This is a genomic window from Streptomyces sp. NBC_00358 (genome assembly GCF_036099295.1).
In the GTDB taxonomy this organism is placed as follows: domain Bacteria; phylum Actinomycetota; class Actinomycetes; order Streptomycetales; family Streptomycetaceae; genus Streptomyces.
Map to the genome: position 1 here is coordinate 1,264,825 of NZ_CP107976.1, position 24,009 is coordinate 1,288,833.

The window sequence follows — 24,009 nt, forward strand, 5'->3', positions numbered from 1 at the left end:
ATGACCACGGTTCACGAGGGCGTCCATGAGCAGGACGTGGTGCTCGGCGCGCTCGGCGGCATGGGCACTCCGGTCGGCTGCGCGGGGCTGAGCCGTCTCGATCTGGAGGGTCCGCAGGTCCTGTGGCTGGTGACCGCGGGCGCCATGGACCTGTTCGCGGTCGACGCCGCGGAGCAGGGGCACTGGCATCACCTCGGCCGGCTCGAAGCGGGCTCGTTGCTGCTCGGTCCGGTGACGGGCCCTCAGCACACGCTGGTCGGGCGGCCGTTGCGCGACTGCGAGGTGCGCCGGATCGGGTTGCGGGAGCTGTATCAGCAGGCCGACACGGCGACCTGGTCGTACGACGCCTACGGCAACCCGCAGTACGTGCCGCCGACGGAGAGTCCGCTGGAGCACGCGCTCGCCCTCGGCGTCGGACGCAGTCTGTCCATCCTCATCCAGGCTCCGACGGCGGCCGGGAACGCGGCGGCGCCCACCGACGACGATGTCTTCTGGATGCGGGTCCCGCCGGGGAGCGTGCGGTACGGCTCCCTGTACGGGGCCGAGGCGGCGGCCGAGCTGCTGATGGACTCCGGGCTCTGGCAGAGCATGGTCGACCAGCAGTACCGGCTGCTGGCCACCCTCGACCGCTGGATCGAGGAGCTGGAGACCGGTCACGAGGACCGTACGGCGGCGGGCATCAAGGCCGGCGAGGACGTCCGCGCCCAGGCCGACCGTACGCTGCTCGCGTCGATCGGCAGACCGTCGGGGAAGCGTCCCACCGCGGCCGAGGCGGACGCCACGTACGCGGCCTGCCAGTTGGTCGCCCGCGCCGCCGGGATCACCCTCGCCGAGCGGGCGCAGAGCGGCACGGAGAGCGACCGGCTCGACCCGGTCGAGCGGATCGCGCTCGCCTCACGGGTCCGGGCCCGCGCGGTGCGTCTCGACGGGCGCTGGTGGCGCGACGACATCGGCCCGCTGGTCGGTCACCGGGCGGTGTCCGGGGCTCCGGTCGCGCTGCTGTGGCGGCGCGGCGGATATGTGGCCGTGCAGCCGTCGTCCGGGCGGGAGACGCCGGTCGAGAAGGCCAACGCGGCGGAGTTCGAGGCTCGGGCGGTGATGTTCTACCGTCCGCTGCCCGAGCGGAGGCTGAGCCCGCTGCGGCTGCTGCGGTTCTGTCTCACGGGCACCGGCGGCGATCTGCGCAACCTCGCGATCAGCTCCCTGGTGACCGTGGCGATCGGCGCGCTGGTGCCGATCGCGACCGGCAGGGTGCTCGGCGAGTACGTCCCGAAGGCCGAGCACGGGCTGATCGTGCAGGTCTGTCTCGCGCTCATGGTCACCAGCGTCGTGTCGGCCGCGTTCATGCTGTTGCAGAACCTCACGCTGCTGCGGATGGAGGGCCGGATCGAGGCGAGTCTCCAACCGGCCGTCTGGGACCGGCTGCTGCGGCTGCCGACGGCGTTCTTCGCGGCCCGCTCGACCGGGGAGCTGGCGAGTGCCGCGATGGGAGTCAGCGCGATCCGCCGGCTGCTCGCGGGAGTCGGGCCGACGCTCGCGCAGGCGGCCACGGTCGCCGCGATGAACCTGGGCCTGCTGCTCTGGTTCAGTGTGCCGATGGCGCTGGCCGCGATCGGCATGCTGGTGGTGATCGCGGCCGTGTTCCTCGGTCTCGGTCTGTGGCAGGTGCGCGGCCAGCGTCGTCTGGTGGTGCTGGGCAACAAGCTCAACAACCAGGCCTTCCAGACGTTGCGCGGTCTGCCCAAGCTGCGGGTCGCGGCGGCTGAGAACTACGCGTACGCGGCCTGGGCGGGCGAGTTCGCCCGCAGCCGTGAGCTCCAGCAGCAGGTCGGCCGCGTCAAGAACCTGACGGCGGTGCTGGGCGCGGTGTATCTGCCGCTGTGCTCCCTGCTGATGTTCATGCTGCTGGCGGGCCCGGCACACGGCTCGCTGTCTGCGGCGGACTTCCTCACCTTCAACACGTCGATGACGATGCTGCTGACCTCGGTCACCCAGATCACCGGCGCGTTCGTCTCCGCGGCGGCGGCGCTGCCCATGTTCGAGGAGATCAGGCCGGTGCTGGACGCGACACCCGAGGTGCGGGTGGCGAGCACCCGTCCGGGTGTCCTGTCGGGCGCGATCGAGGCGCGGCGGCTGTCGTTCCGGTACGCCGACGACGGTCCGCTCGTCCTCGACGACGTGTCGTTCGCGATCCGGCCGGGCGAGTTCGTGGCGATCGTCGGACCGAGCGGCTGCGGGAAGTCCACCCTGCTGCGGCTGCTGATCGGCTTCGACAGGCCGGTGTCGGGCAGCGTGCTCTACGACGGCCAGGACCTGGGGGCGCTCGACCAGTCCGCGGTACGCCGTCAGTGCGGTGTCGTGCTCCAGCACGCGCAGCCGTTCACCGGGTCGGTCCTCGACTGCATCTGCGGCACCGAGCCGTACACGCCGGACGAGGCGATGGAGGCGGCCGAGATGGCGGGTCTGGCCGAGGACATCAGGCGGATGCCCATGGGGCTCCACACCCTCGTCGCGGGGAGCGGCGCGATCTCGGGCGGCCAGCGCCAGCGGCTGATGATCGCCCAGGCGCTGATCCGGCGGCCGCGCATCCTCTTCTTCGACGAGGCGACGAGCGCCCTCGACAACGCGACGCAGCGCACGGTGATCGAGAGCACCAAGGCGTTGAACGCCACCCGGGTGGTGATCGCGCACCGGCTGTCGACCGTGCTGGACGCGGACCGCGTCATCGTGATGGAGAACGGCCGGGTCGCCGAGCAGGGCCCGCCCGCGCGACTGTTGGCGGACACGGGCGGACGGTTGCACGAGCTGGTGCGGCGGCAACTGGCCTGAACGCTCAGTCCGTCCCCGGGACGGGGGCGCCGGAGGGGACTCCCGCCTCGACGTAGGCCTCGTAGATCTCCTTCCAGGCCGCGATCCCGCCGGCGTGCGGGCCCTCGGACCGTTCACCCGCCGCCGTCGCGTCGAGGGCGGTGAGGCACACCTCCCAGCCGGCGCCGTTGCGGGCTGCCGTGTTCCGTTCGGCGAGCACGTTGGTGAGCGTGAAGCGGGTGCGCCGGTCGTCGAGGGCTTCGAGGTCGAAGCGCAGTTCGTCGCCGCCCCACTCGAAGGAGAGATGGCGGGGCGGGTCGACGGCGAGGACGCGGCCCGTCGACTCCGGCATGTGCGGATCGCCCCTGAACGTGATCGTGCCGCCGGGGCGCAGTTCCATCTCGGCGCGGGAGGGGAACCACGCGGCGAGTTCGACGGGGTCGGTCACGAACCGCCAGACGCGGTCGACGGGGTGGTCGTAGGTGCGGCTGAAGCGGACGGCGGGGCGGCCGTCGTCCAGGGTCAGGTAGGTCCCGGTGTGGGCGGTGGCTTCGGCGGACATGGCTCAGTCCTTCGGTGAGGGTGCTTCCGATGACGGTGCGTCCCGTGGGGGTACTTCGGCGTTCGGCTGCCTTCGGTCGTGCGGGAACGGCTCTTCGGGGTGGTCCGGCGGCTCGCCCGCCAGGCGGTCCCCGTCCCCGTCCAGCCGGCGGCCGAGGGCGTCCAGGCTCTCGTTCCACAGCGTGCGGTACGGGGTGAGCCAGGCGTCGAGTGCGGCGATCGGGGCCGGGTCGAGGGCGTAGACGCGGCGTTGCGCCTCCTGCCGCACCCGGACGAGCCCCGCGTCGCGCAGCACCCGCAGATGCTTCGAGGTGCCCGGCTGGCTGAGCCCGCACGCCTCGACGATCTCACCGACGGCCCGGGGACGCTCCAGCAGGAGCGCGACGATGGCCCGCCGGTGGGGGTCGGCGAGGGCGGCCCAGAGGGGGGCGTCGTCGGACATGCGACCAATATGCCTCGACAGTCATATGACCGTCAAGGAATGAATGGGACGGACATCACACCCGGTCACTTAGCGAAACGTTGCCGTTTCGATCGAAGGGAGTCTAAGGTCGGAACGTCGATGTGTACGAAACCGTTTCGTTTACGTGCACGTAACGAGCAACTTCCCTGGAGTGCTTCCCCCATGTCCCAGACACTGACCAAAGGCACCGGCGCGGGTGCCGCGGAGACGACGTCCGCACCCCCGTCGAAGCGACGGTGGTGGATCCTGTCGATCATCGGCATCGCGCAGCTGATGGTGGTCCTCGACGCCACCATCGTGAACATCGCCCTGCCCTCCGCCCAGGCGGACCTCGGCTTCTCCGACGGCAACCGGCAGTGGATCGTCACCGCCTACTCGCTGGCCTTCGCCTCCCTGCTGCTGCTCGGCGGGCGCATCGCGGACCTCTTCGGACGCAAGCCCGCCTTCCTCGTGGGTGTCGCCGGATTCGCCGGCGCGTCCGTCCTGGGCGGCGCCTCGACCGGCTTCGGGATGCTGGTCACCGCCCGCGCCCTGCAGGGTGTGTTCGGTGCCCTCCTCGCCCCGGCCGCCCTCTCCCTGCTCAACACGACGTTCACCGACGCCAAGGAGCGCGCCAAGGCGTTCAGCGTGTACGGCGCCATCGCCGGTGCCGGTGGCGCGGTGGGCCTGCTGCTCGGCGGCGTCCTGACCGACGCGCTCGACTGGCGCTGGACGCTGTTCGTCAACCTCGTCTTCGCGGTCGTCGCCTTCGCGGGCGGCTGGGTCCTGCTGAGCGGTCACCGTGACGCGGCCGGCTCCAAGCTCGACCTGCCCGGCACGCTGCTGGTCTCCACCGGTCTGTTCGCCGTGGTCTTCGGTTTCTCCAACGCCGAGACACACGACTGGAGTTCACCGGCCACCTGGGGCTTCCTCGTCGCGGGCGGAATCCTGCTGAGCGCGTTCACCTGGTGGCAGACCCGGGCGAAGCACCCGCTGCTGCCGATGCGCGTCCTGCTCGACCGCAACCGGGCCGCCTCGTTCCTGACGGTGCTGATCACCGGCGCGGGCATGTTCGGCGTGTTCCTCTTCCTCACCTACTACCTTCAGCTCAACCTCGGCTTCAGCCCCACCAGGACGGGTGTGGCGTTCCTGCCGATGATGGCGGCCCTGATGGTCATGGCCCAGGTCTCCACCACCGTGCTGGTGCCCAGGATCGGGCCGAAGGCGGTCATCCCCGCCGGATTCGCGGTCGCCGCGGTCGGCATGGCCTGGCTGACCGGCATCGGCGTCGGCTCGTCCTTCTCGACCGACGTGCTGCCGCAGTTGCTGCTGATCGGCGCGGGCCTCGGCATGGTGATGCCGCCCGCGATGTCACTGGCCACCGGCGGGATCGCGCCCGAGGACGCGGGCGTGGCCTCCGCGACCGTCAACACCATGCAGCAGGTGGGCGGTTCGATCGGTACGGCCCTGCTGAGCACGCTCGCCGCGAGCGCCTCGACCAGCTATCTCGCGGGCAAGGACCCGACGGACAAGCTGGTCCGGGCCCAGTCGACGATCGAGAGCTACACCACCGCCTTCTGGTGGTCGGCCGGCTTCTTCGCCGCCGGAGCACTCGTCACGCTCGTGCTCTACCGCCGCGGCAAGCCGGTCCAGGACCCGGACGCCGCGCCGGCCGTCCACATGTGACCGGATCCTGACCCGGTCACCGCCGGGCCGGGGGGCCGCCGTCCGCAGGGAGACGGCGGCCCCTCATCCGTCGGCGCCCGCGGGCCGGTACACGACCAGCGCCCGGCGCTCCTTCTCCAGCCTCAACCCGGCCGCGCCGGGGTGGACTTCACCGTCGTACGCCAGGGTGTCCGCGCCCGGGATCCCGTCCAGTTCCACCCAGGGGACCCGCTCGTCGCCGTAGACGCGTGAATGCCGCAGGGTCCCGAGCAACGTGGCGGCGACGAGGCGGGTACGGGCGAGGCGGTGATCGGCGTCCGCGAGGCGCAGGTCGAGCAGCCCGTCGTCCAGGCGCGGCCGGAAGTCGGGGGCGAGGCCCTCGGGGACGTAGCCGCCGTTGCCCGCGAGGAGCAGCCACAGGCGGCGGGGCCGGCCGTTGACGTCGAGCTCGATGGGCCGCGCGGTGCTCAGCACCCGGAGCAGAGCGGCGGCCGCCGCCGTCCGGCTGCCCCAGCGCGGCTCCAACCGCTCGTGGAAACGCATGAGTTCGGGGTACGGCCCGATGCTGAACGCGTTGAGGAACGGCATGTCCGGTCCCGTCCCGGAGCGGGCGACGCCGAGGTCCACCGTCACCGCCTGGCCCGCGGCGACCGCGGCGGAGGTGTCCTCGAAGTTCCGGGCGCCCACGTCCCGCGCGAAGCGGTTGAGGGCGCCGCCGGGGAACACGGCCAGCGCCAGCCCCCGTTCGGCGGCCGCGAGGGCGGCCGCGTTGACACTGCCGTCGCCGCCGCAGACACCGAGCGCGCCGCCGGTCCTCGCGGCCCGGTCGGCCGCGGTGGCGAGCAGCTCCGTGAGGTCGTCACCGGGGCCGCGCTCGATCAGCTCGGCCTCGGGCAGCAGCGCACGCAGCCGCGCGGCGGGCGACAGCGCCGACGCCGACGACACTCCGGCGCCGGCCAGGTCGTTGACGAAGACGACCAGGCCCTTGCCGCTCGGCAGTGCCGGTGCCCGCGCCCCGGGCCGCGCCCGCTCCGGTACGACCGTGCGCGGCGGCCACCAGCGGCAGGTGAGGGCGGCCGCGCTCGCGCCGATGGCCACTCCGGCGAGCACGTCTCCCGGGTAGTGCACCCCGACGTAGACCCGTGAGAAGGCGACGGCGGCGGCCACCGGCGCGACCAGAGCGCCGTAGCGCGTGGACTCCAGGGCGACCGCGGTGGCGAAGGCCGCGGCGGAGGCGGAGTGTCCGGAGGGGAAGGACGTGGTGTGCGGCTGACGGGCCAGGCGCCGGATCGAGGGCACGCCTTCCAGCAGCGGGCGGGGGCGCCGCGCGCTCCATTTCACCAGCGTGTTGACGGTGAACGAGGCCAGCGCCAGCGAGCCCAGGCCGCGCAGTGCCGCCCGGCGTCCCGTCGGTCCGCCGACCAGGCCGATCCCCGCGGCCGTGCCGAGCCACAGCCGTCCGTGGTTGGCCGCGTGACTGAGCCGCCGCAGCGCCGGATCGGCTCCGGGTACCCGCGCCCCGGCCACCCGTGTGAACAGCCGCTGGTCCCATTCGCCGAGTGCACCCATGCTCCACGGCTACGCCGCCTCGGCCGTACCGGCATCCCGAGTGACCCGGAACGGTGACGCGGGTGGGCCGTGCGGCGGAGGACCGGACCGGTCGAGGGGGCCGGTACCGACACGGCACCTCCTGGAGAGCCGGGTCTCCGGCGGGGCCCGACGAGGCCCGGAGATGCCCGGCGGGCCGCGGCGGGGAAGCTTCCGGAAGGGACGGGCGTCGGAGGGCCGGCGCGGAGGGGCGCCCGCCGGTGGCCGGGAGGCCCGCGTCCCGTGCTTCCGGGGGAGTCCCGCGTCCCGCTCTTTTCGGGGGAGGCCCGCGTCCCGTGCTTCGGGGGAAGGCCCGCGTACCGAGTTTTCGGGGAGTACGTGGAAATGCCGAGGGCCGGTCGACGGCCCCACTCCGTCTGACCGACCCTCGGTGCGAAATCACATGGCGCCTCGCGACGGAGCCCGCACTCCCCAGCTACGGATCCCGGTCCATGTCCGCGACCACCACGCGATCCCGGTCTCTCAGAACGCGAAGACGGTCGTCCCGTAGGAGTTCTTCACGCACTCGTTGGCGAAGGAGCGCTCGTAGGAGACGCGCTTGCCCTGCCAGACGCCGGCCACCGTGACGACGACGGGGTCGTACTGCCTGGTACAGAACACATCGTTTCTGGGTGTCAGGGCGTCGAAATCACCCTTGACGCCGCGGAGTTCGGCGCAGGCGTCGAAGGCGGCGGGATGGGTCCCGGAGGGTGTCGGAGCGCAGTTGAGGGTGACGGCGCGCTCGGGAGTGGCATCGGCCGCGGTCTGGCCGTGGCCCGTGGTGAGCACCAGGGCCGAGGGGGCGTAGAGCCCGGACGGGCCGAGGCTGGGGGCTGCGTGGGCGGACCCGACCAGGGGGCCGCAGACGGCGGTGGCCGTGAGGGTGAGAGTCGCTGCCCAACGCGCGGTGTTCGGCATTGTGTGCATCCTTCCGCTCGATCGAATGCGATACCGGCTCGGTCGTGCCGGTTCGGCGAGCGCGAGTCTGCCGAGTCCGCACAGGAAACACACATCGACCCCACGCGTTTCGGTAACTTTGAGTATTGAATCAGTGGCGTGAAGTTACAGAATTCGAACGTCCGAGGCCCGTAACTGAGCGGTTGTTGATCGGCACGGACAGCCACCTGGCCGGATTGACACGGCTCAGCAATAGGCCTGAAACATTCCGCTTCAACCGGCATGCCGCCTCGACTTCCGCTGACGGCGGACTTCCTCCGCGGCCCTTGCGCATCGAGCGCAACGGAGTAATCGTAATTACATGATTACAACGGAGCAACGCGAGAAGCTGCGCGGCTGGTTCGCCGGCCGCCTGCCCGACGATCTCTTCGAGAGCCTGTCGGAGGTGACGGTCGACCGTGAGGAGATCACGGTCGTCGGCCGCATCCCCGAGCCCAGGCTCGCCGAAGGCGCCTCGGACGCCGAGAAGGGGGCGGCCCTCCAGGCCCGCATCCAGGAGTTCCGCGAACGCACCCGCGAGGACCGCGTCGAGGTGGCCCGCGAGGCGGAGCACCAGTTCCGCAAGAAGGTCTCCTGGGGTGTGGAGTGCGGCACCGAGCGTGCCCTGTTCACGCATGTCGCCGCGCCGGTCATGACCCGGCTTCGCCAGCCCGAACGCGAGGTGCTCGACACGCTCATCGCGGCCGGGGTCGCCCGCAGCCGCAGTGACGCCCTGGCCTGGTGCGTCCGACTGGTGCAGCGGCACACCGACGACTGGCTGACCGAACTGCGCGACTCCCTGGAGCAGGTGCAGCGGGTCCGCTCGCAGGGCCCGGACGCCGAACCGCAGGACTCCCCCGGCGACGCTGAGTGACCCGGCCGGCCCGTCCCTGACGGCGACACCCCCGGGTACCGCGCCACACTGGCAGCACCGCGGGCGGTGGCCCCGCCCACGGTGGATCGGAGTCGATCGTGCCCGACATGGACGAGGAGCAGGCGCGCCGCCGCTTCCTGGCGGCGCGGGTGGCGCGGCTCGCGACCGTGGACGCCGAGGGCCGTCCACATCTGGTGCCCCTCGTGTTCGCGTGGTGCGGCGACGGACTGGTCACGGCCGTCGACCACAAACCCAAGCGGTCCCCGCTGCTGCGGCGGCTGCGCAACATCGCCGCCCGGCCGGCCGTCTGTCTGCTGGTGGACGCCTACGACGAGGACTGGGGCCGGCTGTGGTGGGTGCGGGCCGACGGCGACGCGCGCGTCGTCCCGCCACCCGGCGGGCGGGCGCCCGGTGAATTCCCGCACGGCTACGCCGCGGCGGTCGACGCGCTGCGGGACAAGTACCCCCAGTACCGGAACCGGCCGCCGGACGGCCCGGTGACCGTGATCACCGTCCGCCGCTGGCGCGGCTGGCAGGCCACACCGGAACACTGAGACTCTCCAGCACCGGCGAGGATTCAGCCCCTCCGGCGATTGAGGAGCGGGGTCTGGGGCGGAGCCCCAGGACGGGACGGGCAGGGGCGGAGGGGGCGAAGAGCAGCAGCCGGTGCTCAGTCGCGGATCGTGCGGGCGATGTCCAGGGTGAGGCGCTGCCAGGGGTCACGCGGGTCACGGCCGGTCAGTTCGTGGACGCGGCGCAGGCGATACCGCAGCGACTGCGGATGGAGGTGCAGCGCCCGCGCCGCCGCGTTCGCCGAACCCGAGTCGATGTATGCCGTGAGCGCCTCCAGCAGATGCCCCTGGGCGGCGTCGGTGAGCGCCCCCAGCACCAGCCGGGCGATGTGGTCGGGCGCGGCGGCCGGGCGCCCGGCGAGCAGGGCGAGGACCTGCGCGTCGGCGTCCGTGAGAACGTGCCCCGGCCGATGGGCGTGGGCCGGCGCGGTGTCGAGGGCGTCGGCGGCGAGCCGGTGCGCGAGCGCGACCCGGTCCAGGCTCTCGCCGGTGACGGCACATCCGCGCCAGGACCGCTCCCCCAGGACCGCGCCCGCCCGCGCCGACGCGGCGAGCGGCAGCAGCAGGACGGCCCGGGAGCCCCGTACCGTCGCGAGAGGCGTCACCTCGCCCCCGGGACCGGCCAGCGCGTCGAGCAGCCCGGTCGCCGTCTCGTGCGCGAGGTCGGGCCGGTTCGCGGCGACCGGCTCCGCCACCAGCAGGCAGTAGGGGTCCGGGAGCTGGATGCCCAGCCGGGCGGAGCGGTCGGTCAGCGCGCCCACCGAGGCGTGCCGGCCGGCGATCAGGTCGTCCAGCAGCAGCCGCAGCGCCCGGGTCCGGTCGCCGGCCAGGTCCTCGCTGGTGGCGGCGTAGGCGGTGGCCATCTCCTCGGAGAGGGTGTCGAGGGTGACGAGCAGCATGCGGGCCAGCGCGAAGGCGTCGGCGGCGGCCAGCCGGGGCGCGCGGGCGGCGACCTCGTCCGTGAGGGCGGTGCCCGCGACCCGGTAGGCGCGCAGCACCGCCTGCACCGGGCGTCCGTCCGCCGCGCGGGCCGACGCGATGCCGCGGAAACGCCGGAGATCGGCCGGTCCCAGCGTGCCGTCGGTGGCCCAGAGATGGAGCAGCCGTTCCAGGCCCCAGGCCGCGATGGCCCGCACCTCGGGCAGTCTGCTGTCGTCGAGCGCCGCGTACACCGGGACCTGTTCGTGGACGGCGGCGACGATCGCCTCCAACACGCGCGGGTCGGCGACCATTTCCTGCCGGACATGTTCCCGGACCTCGGACGGTTTGTTTGTCACAGGGTGATGATTCCAGCCGCACGTTGTGCGCACCACGGTGGACGGGACTTGTCACAGTCGCCAGGATCGACCTCGTACAGCGCGGTCTCAGGGACGAGAGGCGGGACGTACGGATGGCGAAGCACTGGGCCGACTTCCAGTACGAGATCTATCTGAACGGGATGACGGGCGCCGTGCCGCGGCTGCCCACCGATCTGACGCGGCTGGAGGAGCTCACCGAGCAGCGGCTCGGACCCGGCCCGGTCGGCTATGTGGCGGGCAGCGCGGGCAACGGCAGCACGGCCCGCGCCAACCGGGACGCCCTCGACCGGCGCCGGATCGTGCCGCGCATGCTGCGCGACGTCCACGAACGCGACCTGTCCGTGGAAGTGCTGGGGCGCCCGCTGCCCGCGCCGCTCGCGCTCGCCCCGATCGGCGTGCTGTCGATCATGCATCCGGACGCCGAGTGCGCGGCGGCGCGGGCCGCCGCCGCGCAGGGCGTGCCCTACATCCTGTCGTCCGCCTCCAGTACCCCCATGGAGCAGGTCGCCGAGGCGATGGGGGACGCCGAGCGCTGGTTCCAGCTTTACTGGGCGAAGGACCGCGAGGTCACCCGCAGCTTCCTGGACCGGGCGAAGGCGGCCGGGTTCACGGCGCTGATCGTCACACTCGACACACCGCTGCTGGCCTGGCGTCCGCGCGATCTCGACCAGGCGTACCTGCCGTTCCTGCACGGCGTGGGTACCGCCAACTACTTCTCGGACCCGGCTTTCCTGGCCGGTCTTGCCAAGCCTGTGCACGAGGACCCGAACGCGGCCGTGATGCACTTCGTGAGCATGTTCGCGGACCCCGGAAAGACCTGGCCGGACCTGGCCTTCCTGCGGGAGAACTGGGACGGGCCGATCGTCCTCAAGGGCATCCTGCACCCCGACGACGCCCGGCACGCCGCCGACGCCGGGATGGACGGCGTGGTGGTCTCCAACCACGGCGGCCGGCAGGTGGCCGGGTCGGTGGCGGCCGCCGACGCGCTGCCCCGCGTGGCCGAGGCGGTGGGCGACCGGCTCACCGTGCTCTTCGACAGCGGGATCCGCACCGGCGACGACATCTTCAAGGCACTCGCCCTCGGGGCGCGGGCGGTGCTCGTCGGACGTCCGTACGCCTACGGGCTCGGCCTCGACGGGCAGGCGGGCGTCGAGCACGTCGTCCGCTGCCTGCTCGCGGAGTTCGATCTCACCCTCGCCCTGTCCGGGCACGCCCGCCCGGACTCCCTGGGCCCCGACGACCTCATCGAGGAGACCGCATGACCGTCACGAAGAACGTGCTCGCCGTCGTCTCCCCGCACGTCGGCGGCCGTACGGCGGGAGCCGCGCTCGCCACGCTCTTTCCCGGGCAGGTCCGCGTCACCGTCGTGGAGGCGACGGACGAGGACCCCGTCGCGCTGCGCGAGGCCCATGTCGTCGTCACGGGCCTCGGCCCGGTGACCGCCGGACACATCGCCGCGGCACCGGACCTGGAGCTGATCCAGTGCGCGAGCCACGGCTTCGACTACGTCGACCTGGACGCCGCGCGCGACCGGGGCGTACCCGTGTGCAACATCGGTTCCAGCGGGGCCGAGAAGCAGAACGTGGCCGAGCAGACCTTCGCCCTCATGCTCGCGCTGGCCAAGCAACTGGTGCCCGCCCACACCGCGTTGACCGAGGCGGACTGGGCGCTGCCCCGGCTCCAGCAGTCGATCACCGAGTTGTCCGGCAAGACACTCGGCATCGTGGGACTCGGCCATATCGGCGAGGAGGTCGCCCGGCGCGCGGTCGCGTTCGACATGAGCGTCGTGTACGCCGGTCCGACGCGTGCGTCCGCCGAGACGGAGGCCCGGCTCGGGGCCCGCCACGTCGAACTCGACGAACTCCTGCGCATATCGGACTACGTCAGCCTGCACGCGCCGCTCACCGGGGCGACCCGGCATCTGCTGGACGCCGAGCGGCTCGCGCTGCTCAAGCCGACCGCGTTCGTCGTCAACACCTCTCGGGGCGCCCTGATCGACCAGGACGCCCTCGCGGACGCGCTGCACGCGGGCGCCCTCGCCGGGGCGGGCCTCGATGTCTTCGACCCCGAACCGCCCACCCCCGCACTGCGGTTGCTCAAGGCGCCGAACGTCGTGCTCTCGCCGCACGTCGCCGGTGTGACCCGCGAGACCCTCGTACGGATCGCGCTGGCCGCCGTCCAGAACGCCGCGGACTTCGTGGCGGGCAAGGCGCCCCAGGACGTCGTCTCCTAGGGCGTGTTTCGAAAGTAGCGTCGTCCGCCCGGAGGGCGGGGCTCGCGGCGTCTGGTGCGGTGCATCGCAAGGCGGAGGGTCGTCCGCGTACTGGGCGTACTCGGGCGATCCCGACAACGCGGCGAGGTGCCGTGCCAGGCGTCGCGAGCCAGACGGGACTTTCGAAACACGCCCTAGCCGCGCTCCCGTCGGCCCCGCGTCCGCGACGGGCGACGGCGGATCGGGGTCTCGCTAGCGGGCCTCGGTCCGCCAGCGCTGTATGTCGGAGTAGTCGCGGACCTTGACGACGATGTCGGCGCCGGGGTCCGCGGACGCGGGTGCGACGGCCAGCCCGTCGCGCCCGCGGGACAGCAGCTCGCCCTCCTCGGTGAGGTCGTAGCGCATGTCCTCGCGCTGCTTCGCGTCCTCGCCCGCGCAGGGGTCCAGCAGGAGGACACCGTCGTCGGCCCGCGCGTCGAGACAGAGTTCGGGACTGGCGACGCTGCGCAGCAGTCCGTCCCGCTCGTACACCCACTGCTGGGTCCCGGCGGACGAGCACGCCTCCAGCGTGGCCTCGGCGCCTTCCACGGCCCTGGAGTCCCGGACGTCGAGGCACAGGTCGGCGTCCACGTTGCGCAGCCGGGCCCGGTCCCCCTTGAGGAACACTCCGGCCGCGGTGGACGGGGTGGACTTCACGGGCGGGACCTGAGCCCCCTGGGTGGGTGACAGTGTCCGGCTGCTGCTCGCGCCGATCGCTGCGGCGGGGTCGCTGCCGCCCTCCTCGTTCGGCCACAGACTGACCGCGAGGACGGTCGCCAGCAGGGCGGCCGAGAGACCTGCCCCGGTGACGAGCGCCTGCTGCGGTACTTCCGTCGGCCTGGCGGCGCGGCGCCCCGTCGGGGCGGACGGGGACACCCGACGACGACGGCCGCTCGCCCCGGCACGCCCACCGTCCGCCGGGCGCCCACCGCCTTCCGCGCGCACGTCGCCTCCGGAGCGTCCGCTCGCGCCGGATCGCCCATCGTCCGCCGGGGTCCCGCCACTCTCCAGGCGGACCTCGTCCCCGAAGCTCTCGCCCACACCCGGAAACCCTCCGTCCGCCGGGGTCCCGCCACTCTCCAGGCGGATCTCGTCCGCGGAGCGCTCACCGACACCCGGAATCCCACCACTCTCCGGGCGGACCTCGTCCGCGGAGCGCCCGCCTCTTGCGGCTCGCTCACGGCGTCCCAGACGTCCGTCGTCCACGGGACGTCCGGCCTTTCCGGGGCGTTCACCGCCTCGCTGCCGTCGGCCGCCGAACGGGGACACGCTCCGGTGGCGCAGTACTTGGCGCCCGCGGCTGCGGCGGGAGTCGAAGTAGCGACGGGCGCCCCAGCCGAGCACGGAGTCGGCGATCAGGACCCCCAATCCTCCCTCGAAATGGCTGAGTTGCTCCGCCGCGTAGCGGCAGTAGGAGCACTCGGCCAGATGCTGCTGGACATCGGGCAGCAAGGCTCCGCCGCGCCGGATCGGCACGTCGAGGAGCCTGTTGTGGAAACCGCATTCCCTGGTCGGGGCGAGTTCCAGATGGGCGCGCAGGCAGGCCTGGCGAAATTGCTCGCGGGCCTGATCCCAGGCGGCGAACGCGGTGTCGGCGTCCATGCCCAAAAGGCCGGCCGGCACGGACAGCGACTCGTCCTCCACCTCGGTGTGCCACAACAGGCATCGGGCGGCGCCCGGAAGGGCGAGGAAAGCGTGTTCGGCGAGCTTGCGGTTTTCGGCCGTCATGGACTTCGCCAGGCGCATACCGCGGCCCCCCGCGGGTTTTCTCAGGGCGGGCAGGGCTTCCGATATCCGGTCGTCCGCCGCCCAGCTCCGGACCGTGTCGCGTACGGCCACCAGGAGTCGGGGCCGCAGCGCGAGAGCCTGCTCGCCCTCGGCGAGGCGGTCGAGCACGTGGTGGAAGGACGCCTCGGTGACCATGGAGGCGACCTGCGACGAGGTGGCGAGGCAGATCACCGCGTAGTCGTACGCCGGCCTCCAGTGCCGCGCTGTCAGCAGAGCGACGGGACGGGTGGTGTCAGCCTCCGCCCCGCCTCTCAGCACAGCGGCGAGACCCTCGTCGGGTTCGCCGAAATATCCGCCGGGCGGATGGGCGGGAAGCGGTGGGTGGGGGGTGCGCACGGGAGCGGGTTCCTTCCGAGGTGCAAGGTGGCACAGAAAGTGCTTGCCCGTCGAAAAGGAGTCCCGATTGGCATAGACCTTTTTGACGGAACGCCGGGAAAACGGCCGGGGACGAAGGCCGTGCGGCGACCGTCGGTCAGGAGCCGCTTGAGCTCGTCGACAGCCGGGAATGGCGAACAGCGATTCAGACCCGGCCCTTGACCAAGCGCGGGAGGCTCACCCTCGCACAACACACTCGTGACCAACAAGGCGAACGAGCGAGATCGGCCTTATTGAAAGAATGTCAAAAGGAGTTCGGCAACTCGCCCGGGCCGTACCGGCATTCGATATTCCATGCGCCCCGTGTGAACCGCGCGCACACAGCGGGCCCTCGCGCACGCTCCCGGCGCACAGAACTCCGTAGTCCACTGGGACCGGCCCTTCTCGAAGGCCCCGCACGGGACGGCGGCTCTCCCGCGCGAAACCGGCCGCCGACCCCGTTCCTCCCGCCCTCGGTCGGCGGCCCCGAGAAGGCTCCGGTTTCCCGTACGGCAGCGCGGTCACCGGTACGGGCATCCGCGCCCCGGCGCCCGTACGGTCGCGCCCCGAATCCGCCGGCGTCGCCGGGTCAGCTCCCCCAGCGACCGCGCCTGCGGTAGCCCGGCTCCCAGAACAGCCGGTTGAGGACGCGGGCCGGCGCGGGCAGCGAGCCGAGGAGGACGGCCCGGTCCGCGGGCGGGACGCCGTCCACGATCCACGGTACGAACACGGCCGCCCCGCGCAGACCCTGCGTCCTGCGGATGGCTCCCGTGAAGGCGCCCCAGTCCGCGGGGGTGAGCACCTCCTGGATGAGCGGCAGGGCGCTCGCCTCCTCGTGCTCCAGGTGGGCGTCGAGCGTGGCGGTCAGCGTCCTTACCAGTTCGGGGAGTTCGGCCGAGTTGTCCCGCAACGCCTCTTCGACCGCGGCCAGTTGCGGATCGATCTGTGCGTGCTCTGCCGCCATCTCCGCGAGCAGGGCGAGGTCCCGGGGGCGGCCCTCGGCCCTGTGCTGTACGCGCGGCCACAGGTCGCTGTCCTCGGCGGTGTGGTGGATGTGCAGCTGGTGCGTGAAGTCGGCCCAGCCTGCGCGGACCGGTGGTGTGAAGGCGGTGCCGTCCGCGGCCGCCTTCCCGAGGCGGTCCAGGTCGCGCCGGAAGGCGTCGTGGGCGGCGTACATGATGGTGAGGTCGAGGCTCATGAGGTCGCTTCCTCCAGTTCGGGCTCGTACACGGGCAGGGCGTGCGGGTTGGCGGACGGGCCGCGGTGACGGCGTACGGCGAGACAGGCGAGCGCGCCGGTCAGCAGGACTCCGGCGGAGACCAGGACGGCGGGGCCCATCGCGTCGACGAAGCCGTGGCCGAACACCTGGCCGCCGAGTTCCCGCATGCGGTCGGCGATGTCGTGCGGCACCCCGGCCGGGGTGCCGGTCGCCCGTCGGGCGGACACGTCGGACTCGGCCCGGGAGAAGGCGGCGACGAAGCCGTCGCGGTAGCCGGCGGGAAGCTGTCCGGCGCGCTGTCGCGCCTGGTCGGCGAGCGTGTGCGCGAGCCGCGCCTGGAGCACGGCCCCCACGACGGCGCCCGCGAGGACCGAACCGACCTGCCGCAGCGCGTTGTTCACGCCCGAGGCCGCTCCGGACAGCCGGGCCGGGACGTTGCGCATGACCTCGGTGGCCATCGGCGCGAAGGTGCAGCCGGCGCCCAGTCCGGCCAGGAAGAGCGGGAAGGCGACCGTCGTCCAGCTCGAACCGGCGTCGGCCGCGGCCACGATCCACACCAGGGCGGCGGCCCAGGCGAGCAGCCCGGTCATGAGGATGTACTTGCCGCCGAGCCTGTCCGCGAGGACGCCCGCGGGTCCGGCCATCACGAACGAGCCGAGGGCGAGCGGCAGCATCACGAGCCCGGCCTTGAGCGCGCTGAAGCCGAGGACGGACTGGAGGTAGATGGTCAGCGGCAGGAACATCCCGATGACACCGAAGGACACCGTGACGCCGACGAAGTTGATCACGGTGAAGTTGCGGTCCTTGAAGAGCGAGAACGGGACGAGCGGATCACGGGTCTGCAGGCCGCGTTCATGGGCGAGGAAGGCGGCGAAGAGTGCCGCGGCCACGCCGAACAGCGAACAGATCCAGCCGTTCCAGTCGTAGCGCTGCCCTTCGGTGAGCCCGAAGGCCAGACAGAACAGGGCACCCGAGGCGAGCAGGACGCCGAAGGTGTCGAAGCGGTGCCGTACCGGGCGTCGTGAGCCCGGGATGATCGCCAGGGCGAGGACCAGCACCAGGACGCCGAGCGGCAGATTGACGTAGAAGATCCAGCGCCAGTCGAGACGGGTGATCAGCGCTCCGCCGATGATCGGCCCGAGGGCGCCGGAGATCCCCGCGACGGCGCCCCACACGCCCATCGCCGCGCCCCGCCGGTCGGCAGGGAACACCTCGGCGATGATCGACAGGGTCTGCGGCATGAGCAGCGCGGCGCCGAGACCCTGGACCGCGCGGAAGGCGATGAGCTGCGCCGGGTTCTGCGCGAGGCCGCAGGCCAGGCTCGCGAGGGTGAAGAGCGCGACGCCCGCGACGAACAGGTTCCGTTTGCCGCGCAGGTCACCGAGGCGTCCCGCCGTGATCAGCAGGACCGCGAGGGCGAGGGTGTAGGCGTTGACGACCCACAGGATCTCGTCGAGGGAGGCGCCGAGGTCCTGGGCCATGTCGGGGATCGCGATGTTCACGATCGTCAGGTCCAGCAGTGTCATGAAGAACCCGAGCGAGAGGGTGACGAGGATCGCCCATGGGTTGCCGTGCCATTTCTTGAACACGATGCGTGTCTCCTTGTGCCGGGGCATCGGAGTGCCGCGTGGGCGGACTCGCGTTCAAGAGGGCGGCTCGCGCGGCCGGTGTGACGCGCGGAACCCGACTTGAGACGTGCGTCACATTTCGACCGTCGGATGTCACATTCGGGCCCCCTCCTCCCCTCGCAGTGGTGAGCGCACCAAGGGAGGCGAGCCATGTCCGAAAGCTCCGAGGCCGTCGTCGACGGTCCGACGCGGGTCTTCGTCGAGCACCGGGAACTGCTGTTCGCGATCGTCTACAACATCCTCGGAACCGTCGCCGACACCGAGGACGTGCTCCAGGAGACCTGGCTGTCATGGACGGGCCGCGCCCGCCGCTCCCCCGTCGAGGACATCGGCAACCCGCGTGCCTACCTCGTGCGCATCGCGGTCAACCACGCCCTCGCCCGGCGCGCCGCCATCACCCGGCGCCGCGAGTCGTACGTGGGGCCCTGGCTGCCGGAGCCTCTGCTCGACGAACCGGCCGCCGACGAGCGCGCCGACGACCGCGCCCTGCGCTCCGAGTCCGTCTCGCTCGCGATGCTGGTCGTCCTGGAGTCGCTGACCCCGCTGGAGCGCGCGGTCTTCGTCCTCAACGAGGTGTTCGGCTATCCGCACACGGAGATCGCTCAGGTCATCGACCGCAGTCCCGCGGCGGTGCGCCAGCTCGCGCACCGCGCCCGGGAGCACGTGCACGCCCGCCGTCCGCTCTACCGGGCCCATCCGCGGGTCCGCAGGCAGGCGACCGAACGCTTCGTTGACGCGGCGCTCGGCGGTGACATCACCGCCCTCATGGAGATCCTCGCACCGGACGTCACGGTGTGGACGGACGGCGGCGGCAAGGCGGGTCGTGGGGCCGGTCTGCGGCCGGTACGGGGCCGGGACAAGGCGGCACGGCTGCTGGCCGGTTACGCCACGCGCCGGGGGGCCGGCCTCGACGTCCGCTACCGGCGGGTCAACGGCGACGACTCCGCGGTGGTCTTCGACGGTTCTTCGCCCTACGCGGTCATGGTCATGGACCTCACCCCGGACGGCGAGCGGGTCTCCGACGTCTACATCGTCACCAATCCCGAGAAGCTGACGCACGTCAGGCTCGACGAGGAAGCCGACGCGGACGGGTTCAGCGAGACGGCCGAGGGGAGGCGCGCATGACGGCCACCGGCACCGGAGGAACGGGCGGGCGACCGGCCTCCGGCGAGCGGGTCGCCTCCGGGGCCCGGGCGACCTCAGGGGAGCAGGCGACCTCCGGGGACCGGGCGACCTCGGGCGAGCGGGTCGCCTCCGGGGAGCAGGCGACCTCGGGCGAGCGGGCGCCCTCCGGCTGGCGCGCGGCCTCCAGGGAGCAGGCATCCTCCGGGGAGCGGGTCGCCGAGTGGCTCGACGGGCGCGTCGGTCTGAATTCCCTCGGCAGGCGGTATCTGCGCAAGGTCTTCCCCGACCACTGGTCCTTCCTGCTCGGGGAGATCTGCCTGTACAGCTTCGTCGTCCTCGTCCTCACCGGCGTCTGGCTCACCCTGTTCTTCCATCCGTCGATGAACGAGGTGACCTACCACGGCGGTTACGTCCCGCTGAACGGCATCCGGATGTCCGAGGCGTACGCCTCCACCCTCGACATCAGCTTCGACGTGCGCGGCGGGCTGCTGATCCGGCAGCTCCACCACTGGGCCGCGCTCGTCTTCCTCGCGGCGATGCTCACGCACATGATGCGGCACTTCTTCACGGGTTCGTTCCGCAAGCCCCGCGAGCTGAACTGGGTGCTCGGCTGGACACTCCTGCTCCTCGGCATGTTCGAGGGCCTGTTCGGCTACTCGCTGCCGGACGACCTGCTGTCCGGGACGGGGCTCAGGTTCGTGGACGGCGCGCTCCTCGCGACACCGGTCGTCGGCACGTACCTGTCCTTCTTCCTGTTCGGCGGGGAGTTCCCGGGCCATGACATCGTGGCCCGCTTCTACGCGCTGCACGTCCTGCTGATCCCGGGCATCATGGCGGCGCTCGTCGTGGCCCATCTGATCCTGGTCGTGTACCACAAGCACACCCAGTTCGCGGGGCCGGGAAGGACCGAACGCAACGTCGTGGGAACGCCGTTCATGCCGGTCTATCTCGCGAAGGCGGGCGGTTTCTTCTTCCTGGTGTTCGGCGTCCTCGCACTCCTCGCGGCGGTCGCCACCGTCAACCCGGTCTGGGCGTACGGCCCTTACCGCGCCGACCAGGTGTCGACGGGCGCCCAGCCGGACTGGTACCTGGGGTTCGCCGAGGGGCTGGTGCGGGTGATGCCGGGCTGGGAGATCGACGTGTGGGGCCACACCCTCGTGCTCGGCGTGCTCATCCCGGTCGTCGTCTTCCCGCTGCTCCTGGTCGCCATCGGTGTGTACCCGTTCGTCGAGGCCTGGATCACGGGCGACCGACGCGAGCACCATCTGCTGGACCGGCCCCGCAACCGGCCGGTGCGCACCGCGCTCGGGGCGGCCTGGATCAGCCTGTATCTGATCCTGCTCGCGGGCGGCGGCAACGACATCGTCGCGACGCGCTTCCATCTGTCGATCAACACGGTGACGTGGACGGTGCGGATCTCCCTGCTGGTCGTTCCCGTCGTCGTGTTCGTCGTGACACGGCGCTTCTGTCTGGGTCTGCAGTTGCGGGACCGTGAACTGGTGGCGCACGGCCGTGCGACGGGCGTCGTCAGACGCCTGCCGCACGGCGAGTACGTCGAGGTGCACCGCCCGCTGGGCCCGGCCGAGCTCCACACGCTCACCGAGCACGAGCGGCGGGTCCTGGCCCCCGGCCCGTCAGACGACCGGGACCTCCAGCCGGCTGATCCGCAGTCCGCCGTCGGCGGCGCCCGGGTGCCCGCTCGCCAGGACGAGGCGCAGCCGTGAGCCGCGTACCGCCTCGAAGGTGATCACGGTCGGCGCGTCCGACGTGGTGGCCCAGTCGACGACCGCCCCTCGCACCGGTGCGTACCGCTCCCCGTCCCACACCGACACCTCGGCGGAGGCCGGGCGGGCGTGGGTCGCGTCGACGGTGAACGAGACCTCGACGCGGTCGACGCGGCGGGGGCGCGCCCAGGCGACCGAGACCCAGTCCTCGGGGCGGGCCCCGCCGAAGGCCGGGAGCAGCGCGGTCGCTGACTTGTAGAAGGCGTTGGACCAGCCGGTGGCCGCGTCGCCGTCGAGCATCGCGGCCGGCAGCGAGTCCGGGCGGCCCGAGTAACTGGCGTCCGTGCGGGGGTAGTCGGTGGCTGCCGGGTGCTCGGGCGGGAACGATGTCACCGGGGTGGTCGCCCGGGACCCGGCGGGGGTGGCGCGTACGGTCGTGGAGCCCGTCCGCAGTCCCGGCGCCCGCGCGGTCACCTTCACGGCGCCTGCCCGCGTGCCGGAGCGGACGACGGCGAGGGCCTTGCCGTGGAAGGCGGTTCGGGTGCTCGCCTGATAGCGCTCGGCGCTCTCCTGGCGGCCGTTGTCCAGGCCGGCCAGCGATCCGCCGTCGACGGCGAACGCGATCAGGTCCTCGGCGTCGGGCACGACGACACCATGGGCGTCGACCACGTCGGCGGTCACGAACACCAGCGAACGCCCGTCCGCCGCGAGCGAGGTGCGGTCCGGTGTCAGACGGATCGCGTGCGGGGCCCCGGCCGTGCGCAGCACATCCGTCGCGACCACCCTGCCGTCGCGCCGGGCCACCGCCTTCAACTCTCCTGGCGCGTAAGGGACTTCCCAGGTGAGATGCAGTTTGCCGGCGCTGCCGTTCGGACTGGTGTAACTCCCGGGGTACGGGCCGTCGGTGAAGGTCTTGTCGTCGCCGGTCGCTTCCGTGGTCTCCAGGTACGTACGCCCGTCGGTGGTCTTCTTGGTGTCGAACGTCCGGGTGCCGAGGGACTTCCCGTCGAGGAACAGCTCGACGGTGCCGACGTTCGCGTAGGCCCAGACCTCGACGGTGTCCCCCACCGTGTGGTTCCAGCTCATCGGCAGCAGATGGACCATCGGCTCGCTCGTCCACTGGCTCCTGAACAGGTGGTACATGTCCTTCGGGAAGCCGGCCGTGTCGACCGCGCCGAAGAAGGAGGCCTTCACCGGAAAGACGTCGTACGGCGTGGGCTCGCCTATGTAGTCGATGCCCGACCACAGGAACTGGCCCGCGAACCAGGGACGGTCACGGTCCTTCTTGTGCCCGTACTCGCCGCTCATCGTCCAGGAGGCGAGGTTGTTGTCGTAGGAGGAGACCGCGCGCCTGCCCGGGGTGTGGTTCTCACCCGTGTTGAGGTGTTCCGGCTCCTGGTACGCGGAGCGGGTGGAGGTCTCGGACGACGACTCGGACTCGAAGAGGAACAGGTGGGGGTAGGCGGCGTGCAGGGCGTCCACCGACTTGGCGGTGTTGTAGTTGAGGCCGAGGCCGTCGAGCTTGGCGAGCATGAGGTCGGCCGCGGAGCCCTTCGCGGGCAGCCGGCGGTACTTGTCGGAGCCGATGACCAGCGGGCGGGTGTCGTCCGCCGCCCTGATGGCGCCGATGATCCGGTCGGCCATGGCGAGCCCCGCGGTGGAGGTGGAGTCGGGGATCTCGTTGCCGATGGACCACAGCACGACGGCGGGCGAGTTGCGGGCCGCGAGAACCATCTCGGTGGCGTCCTGCTCGCACCACTCGTCGAAGAAGCGGCCGTAGTCGTGGGCCGTCTTGCCGGTCCGCCAGCAGTCGAAGGCCTCCACCATCATCACGATCCCCAGTTCCTCGCAGACCTGGACGATCTGCGGCGAGGGCGGATTGTGCGAGGTGCGGAAGGCGTTGACGCCCATCGACTTCATGATGGTCATCTGGCGGCGTACGGCGTCGAGGCTGATCGCCGACCCGAGCGCGCCCTGGTCGTGGTGCAGGTCGACGCCCTTGATCTTGGCGTGGACGCCGTTGAGGTGGAAGCCCTCGTCCGGGTCGAAGCCGAACGTGCGGATGCCGAACGGCGTACGGAAGGTGTCGACGACGGTGTCGCCGACCCGCAGTTCCGTCTCCAGGACATAGCGGTGCTCCGGAGTCGCGAAGTCCCACAACTTCGGCTTTTCGACGACGAGTTCATGGGTCTCGTCGGCCCGGTCGCCGACGGTGACCGTGGTGGCGGCGCGAGCGGCGGTCCGGCCGTCGGGGCCGACGATCCGCGAGGTCACCCGGACGTCGGCCGGGGTGCCGGTCTCGTTGACGAGGGTGGCCCGGGCCCGTACGACCGCCCGCTCCGCGCCGGTCTCCGGCGTCGTGACGCGGGTCCCCCAGCGCGCTACATGGATCGCCTCGGTCACGACCAGCCGGGCCTCGCGGTAGATGCCGCTGCCCGAGTACCAGCGGCTGCTGGGGAGTTGGTTGCGTACCTGGACGGCGATGACGTTCGTGGTGCCGCCGTCCGTGTGCAGCAGACCGGTCAGGTCGAAGGCGAAACCGGTGTAGCCGTAGGGGTGGCGGCCCACCTCCTCGCCGTTGCAGTAGACGGAGGCGTCCATGTACACCCCGTCGAACTCCACGGAGATCCGTTTGCCGGCGAAGGCGGGCGGCAGGGTGAAGGAGGTGCGGTACCAGCCGAGGCCGCCGGGGAAGAACCCGGTGCCGCTGGTGGTGCCGTACTCGGTGGTGGGGCGCTGCTCGATGCTCCAGTCGTGCGGCACCGCCACGGTCCGCCACGCCGAGTCGTCGTAGCCGGGCCGCTCGGCCCCCGCGTAGGCGCCGGTCGGGTCCGTGAGACCGCCCGGATCGACCAGCGCGAACCGCCAGCCGTCGCGCAGCGCGAGTGTGCGGCGTCCCCGGGTGTCCTCGGGTGCCGCGGCCCAGGCGTCGGCGGCGCCGGAGAGCGCGCCCGCGGTGGGCAGGGCCGTTCCTGCGATCAATACCGATCTCCGAGTGACCGTCACGCCGACTCTCCCTCATCAAGACCCATAAGTCATCACAACTGATCGAGAACAAACAGATTCTGACGGGGAGACGGGCGGGGTCGTCAAGGGTCGGGCGGTCACTTCCGTCCCGCGAACCGCATCGGCCTGGAGCGCACCGTACGAATGGCTGTCCGGACCGAGCCCGATCGG

General features: G+C 71.9%; 16 protein-coding genes and 1 pseudogene. 8 read left to right on the plus strand and 9 right to left on the minus strand.

Annotated features, from left to right (window positions below; all coding sequences use genetic code 11):
• On the plus strand, positions 1-2,829 hold the full coding sequence (locus tag OHT01_RS05315; RefSeq protein WP_328551947.1) for an NHLP bacteriocin export ABC transporter permease/ATPase subunit: 2,829 nt from the start codon (positions 1-3) through the stop codon (positions 2,827-2,829).
• Positions 2,830-2,833: 4 nt separating this feature from the next.
• On the opposite strand, the gene OHT01_RS05320 is transcribed toward OHT01_RS05315, so the two are convergent.
• The gene (locus tag OHT01_RS05320; RefSeq protein WP_328551948.1) at positions 2,834-3,370 is read right to left on the minus strand and encodes an SRPBCC family protein; all 537 of its coding nucleotides are present in this window, start codon (positions 3,368-3,370) and stop codon (positions 2,834-2,836) included.
• Between the two features lie 90 nt (positions 3,371-3,460).
• Positions 3,461-3,811: pseudogene (locus OHT01_RS05325) on the minus strand (ArsR/SmtB family transcription factor); the annotation flags it as partial.
• Positions 3,812-3,994: 183 nt separating this feature from the next.
• On the opposite strand from OHT01_RS05325, the gene OHT01_RS05330 reads away from it, so the two are divergent.
• Positions 3,995-5,497: an MFS transporter gene (locus OHT01_RS05330; RefSeq protein WP_328551950.1), complete on the plus strand. Its 1,503-nt coding sequence runs from the start codon at positions 3,995-3,997 to the stop codon at positions 5,495-5,497.
• 63 nt (positions 5,498-5,560) lie between these two features.
• Here OHT01_RS05330 and OHT01_RS05335 read toward each other — a convergent pair whose 3' ends face one another.
• Both OHT01_RS05335 and OHT01_RS05340 read right to left on the minus strand, forming a co-directional pair.
• Positions 5,561-7,045: a phosphatase PAP2 family protein gene (locus tag OHT01_RS05335; protein WP_328551951.1), complete on the minus strand. Its 1,485-nt coding sequence runs from the start codon at positions 7,043-7,045 to the stop codon at positions 5,561-5,563.
• A 501-nt stretch (positions 7,046-7,546) separates the two neighbouring features.
• On the minus strand, positions 7,547-7,981 hold the full coding sequence (locus tag OHT01_RS05340; protein WP_328551952.1) for a protease inhibitor: 435 nt from the start codon (positions 7,979-7,981) through the stop codon (positions 7,547-7,549).
• 340 nt (positions 7,982-8,321) lie between these two features.
• Here OHT01_RS05340 and OHT01_RS05345 point away from each other — a divergent pair, with 340 nt between their 5' ends.
• The gene (locus tag OHT01_RS05345; RefSeq protein WP_328551953.1) at positions 8,322-8,873 is read left to right on the plus strand and encodes a hypothetical protein; all 552 of its coding nucleotides are present in this window, start codon (positions 8,322-8,324) and stop codon (positions 8,871-8,873) included.
• Between the two features lie 98 nt (positions 8,874-8,971).
• Complete coding sequence (locus OHT01_RS05350) at positions 8,972-9,427, plus strand: TIGR03668 family PPOX class F420-dependent oxidoreductase (protein WP_443043355.1); 456 nt, start codon at positions 8,972-8,974, stop codon at positions 9,425-9,427.
• Positions 9,428-9,543: 116 nt separating this feature from the next.
• On the opposite strand, the gene OHT01_RS05355 is transcribed toward OHT01_RS05350, so the two are convergent.
• Positions 9,544-10,722, minus strand: a complete 1,179-nt coding sequence (locus tag OHT01_RS05355) for a PucR family transcriptional regulator (protein ID WP_328551955.1) — start codon at positions 10,720-10,722, stop codon at positions 9,544-9,546.
• A 113-nt stretch (positions 10,723-10,835) separates the two neighbouring features.
• On the opposite strand from OHT01_RS05355, the gene OHT01_RS05360 reads away from it, so the two are divergent.
• Together OHT01_RS05360 and OHT01_RS05365 are read left to right on the plus strand one after the other, a co-directional pair.
• A complete protein-coding gene (locus tag OHT01_RS05360) occupies positions 10,836-12,005 on the plus strand; it encodes a lactate 2-monooxygenase (protein ID WP_328551956.1) in 1,170 nt (389 codons plus the stop codon).
• A complete protein-coding gene (locus tag OHT01_RS05365) occupies positions 12,002-12,976 on the plus strand; it encodes a 2-hydroxyacid dehydrogenase (RefSeq protein WP_328551957.1) in 975 nt (324 codons plus the stop codon). Before OHT01_RS05360 ends, OHT01_RS05365 begins: the two co-directional genes overlap by 4 nt.
• Before the next feature lie 231 nt (positions 12,977-13,207).
• On the opposite strand, the gene OHT01_RS05370 is transcribed toward OHT01_RS05365, so the two are convergent.
• From OHT01_RS05370 to OHT01_RS05380, 3 genes are all read right to left on the minus strand, one after another.
• Complete coding sequence (locus tag OHT01_RS05370) at positions 13,208-15,118, minus strand: RICIN domain-containing protein (protein ID WP_328551958.1); 1,911 nt, start codon at positions 15,116-15,118, stop codon at positions 13,208-13,210.
• Between the two features lie 607 nt (positions 15,119-15,725).
• Positions 15,726-16,334 carry a hemerythrin domain-containing protein gene (locus OHT01_RS05375; protein WP_328551959.1) on the minus strand — a complete coding sequence of 203 codons (609 nt, stop codon included), beginning with the start codon at positions 16,332-16,334 and terminating at the stop codon, positions 15,726-15,728.
• Positions 16,331-17,944 carry an MFS transporter gene (locus tag OHT01_RS05380; RefSeq protein ID WP_328551960.1) on the minus strand — a complete coding sequence of 538 codons (1,614 nt, stop codon included), beginning with the start codon at positions 17,942-17,944 and terminating at the stop codon, positions 16,331-16,333. The genes OHT01_RS05375 and OHT01_RS05380 overlap by 4 nt, the downstream gene beginning before the upstream one ends.
• 189 nt (positions 17,945-18,133) lie before the next feature.
• Between OHT01_RS05380 and OHT01_RS05385 the strand changes: the two genes are divergently transcribed.
• Both OHT01_RS05385 and qcrB read left to right on the plus strand, forming a co-directional pair.
• Positions 18,134-19,108 (plus strand): sigma-70 family RNA polymerase sigma factor, encoded by a 975-nt coding sequence (locus OHT01_RS05385; protein WP_328551961.1) that lies wholly within the window; start codon positions 18,134-18,136, stop codon positions 19,106-19,108.
• Entirely contained in the window at positions 19,105-20,832 is a 1,728-nt protein-coding gene (gene qcrB, locus OHT01_RS05390; protein ID WP_328551962.1) for a cytochrome bc1 complex cytochrome b subunit, read from the plus strand. The genes OHT01_RS05385 and qcrB overlap by 4 nt, the downstream gene beginning before the upstream one ends.
• On the opposite strand, the gene OHT01_RS05395 is transcribed toward qcrB, so the two are convergent.
• Positions 20,743-23,838 (minus strand): glycoside hydrolase family 2 TIM barrel-domain containing protein, encoded by a 3,096-nt coding sequence (locus OHT01_RS05395; protein ID WP_328551963.1) that lies wholly within the window; start codon positions 23,836-23,838, stop codon positions 20,743-20,745. The genes qcrB and OHT01_RS05395 overlap by 90 nt on opposite strands.
• Positions 23,839-24,009: the final 171 nt, after the last annotated feature.

What these genes read in the sequence shown, in the direction of transcription:
- OHT01_RS05320 (WP_328551948.1), bottom strand. Translation starts at nt 3,370, where the DNA reads ATGTCCGCCGAAGCCACCGCCCACACCGGGACCTACCTGACCCTGGAC.
- OHT01_RS05315 (WP_328551947.1), top strand. Translation starts at nt 1, where the DNA reads ATGACCACGGTTCACGAGGGCGTCCATGAGCAGGACGTGGTGCTCGGC.
- OHT01_RS05365 (WP_328551957.1), top strand. Translation starts at nt 12,002, where the DNA reads ATGACCGTCACGAAGAACGTGCTCGCCGTCGTCTCCCCGCACGTCGGC.
- OHT01_RS05340 (WP_328551952.1), bottom strand. Translation starts at nt 7,981, where the DNA reads ATGCCGAACACCGCGCGTTGGGCAGCGACTCTCACCCTCACGGCCACC.
- OHT01_RS05375 (WP_328551959.1), bottom strand. Translation starts at nt 16,334, where the DNA reads ATGAGCCTCGACCTCACCATCATGTACGCCGCCCACGACGCCTTCCGG.
- OHT01_RS05385 (WP_328551961.1), top strand. Translation starts at nt 18,134, where the DNA reads ATGTCCGAAAGCTCCGAGGCCGTCGTCGACGGTCCGACGCGGGTCTTC.
- qcrB (WP_328551962.1), top strand. Translation starts at nt 19,105, where the DNA reads ATGACGGCCACCGGCACCGGAGGAACGGGCGGGCGACCGGCCTCCGGC.
- OHT01_RS05330 (WP_328551950.1), top strand. Translation starts at nt 3,995, where the DNA reads ATGTCCCAGACACTGACCAAAGGCACCGGCGCGGGTGCCGCGGAGACG.
- OHT01_RS05345 (WP_328551953.1), top strand. Translation starts at nt 8,322, where the DNA reads ATGATTACAACGGAGCAACGCGAGAAGCTGCGCGGCTGGTTCGCCGGC.
- OHT01_RS05335 (WP_328551951.1), bottom strand. Translation starts at nt 7,045, where the DNA reads ATGGGTGCACTCGGCGAATGGGACCAGCGGCTGTTCACACGGGTGGCC.
- OHT01_RS05360 (WP_328551956.1), top strand. Translation starts at nt 10,836, where the DNA reads ATGGCGAAGCACTGGGCCGACTTCCAGTACGAGATCTATCTGAACGGG.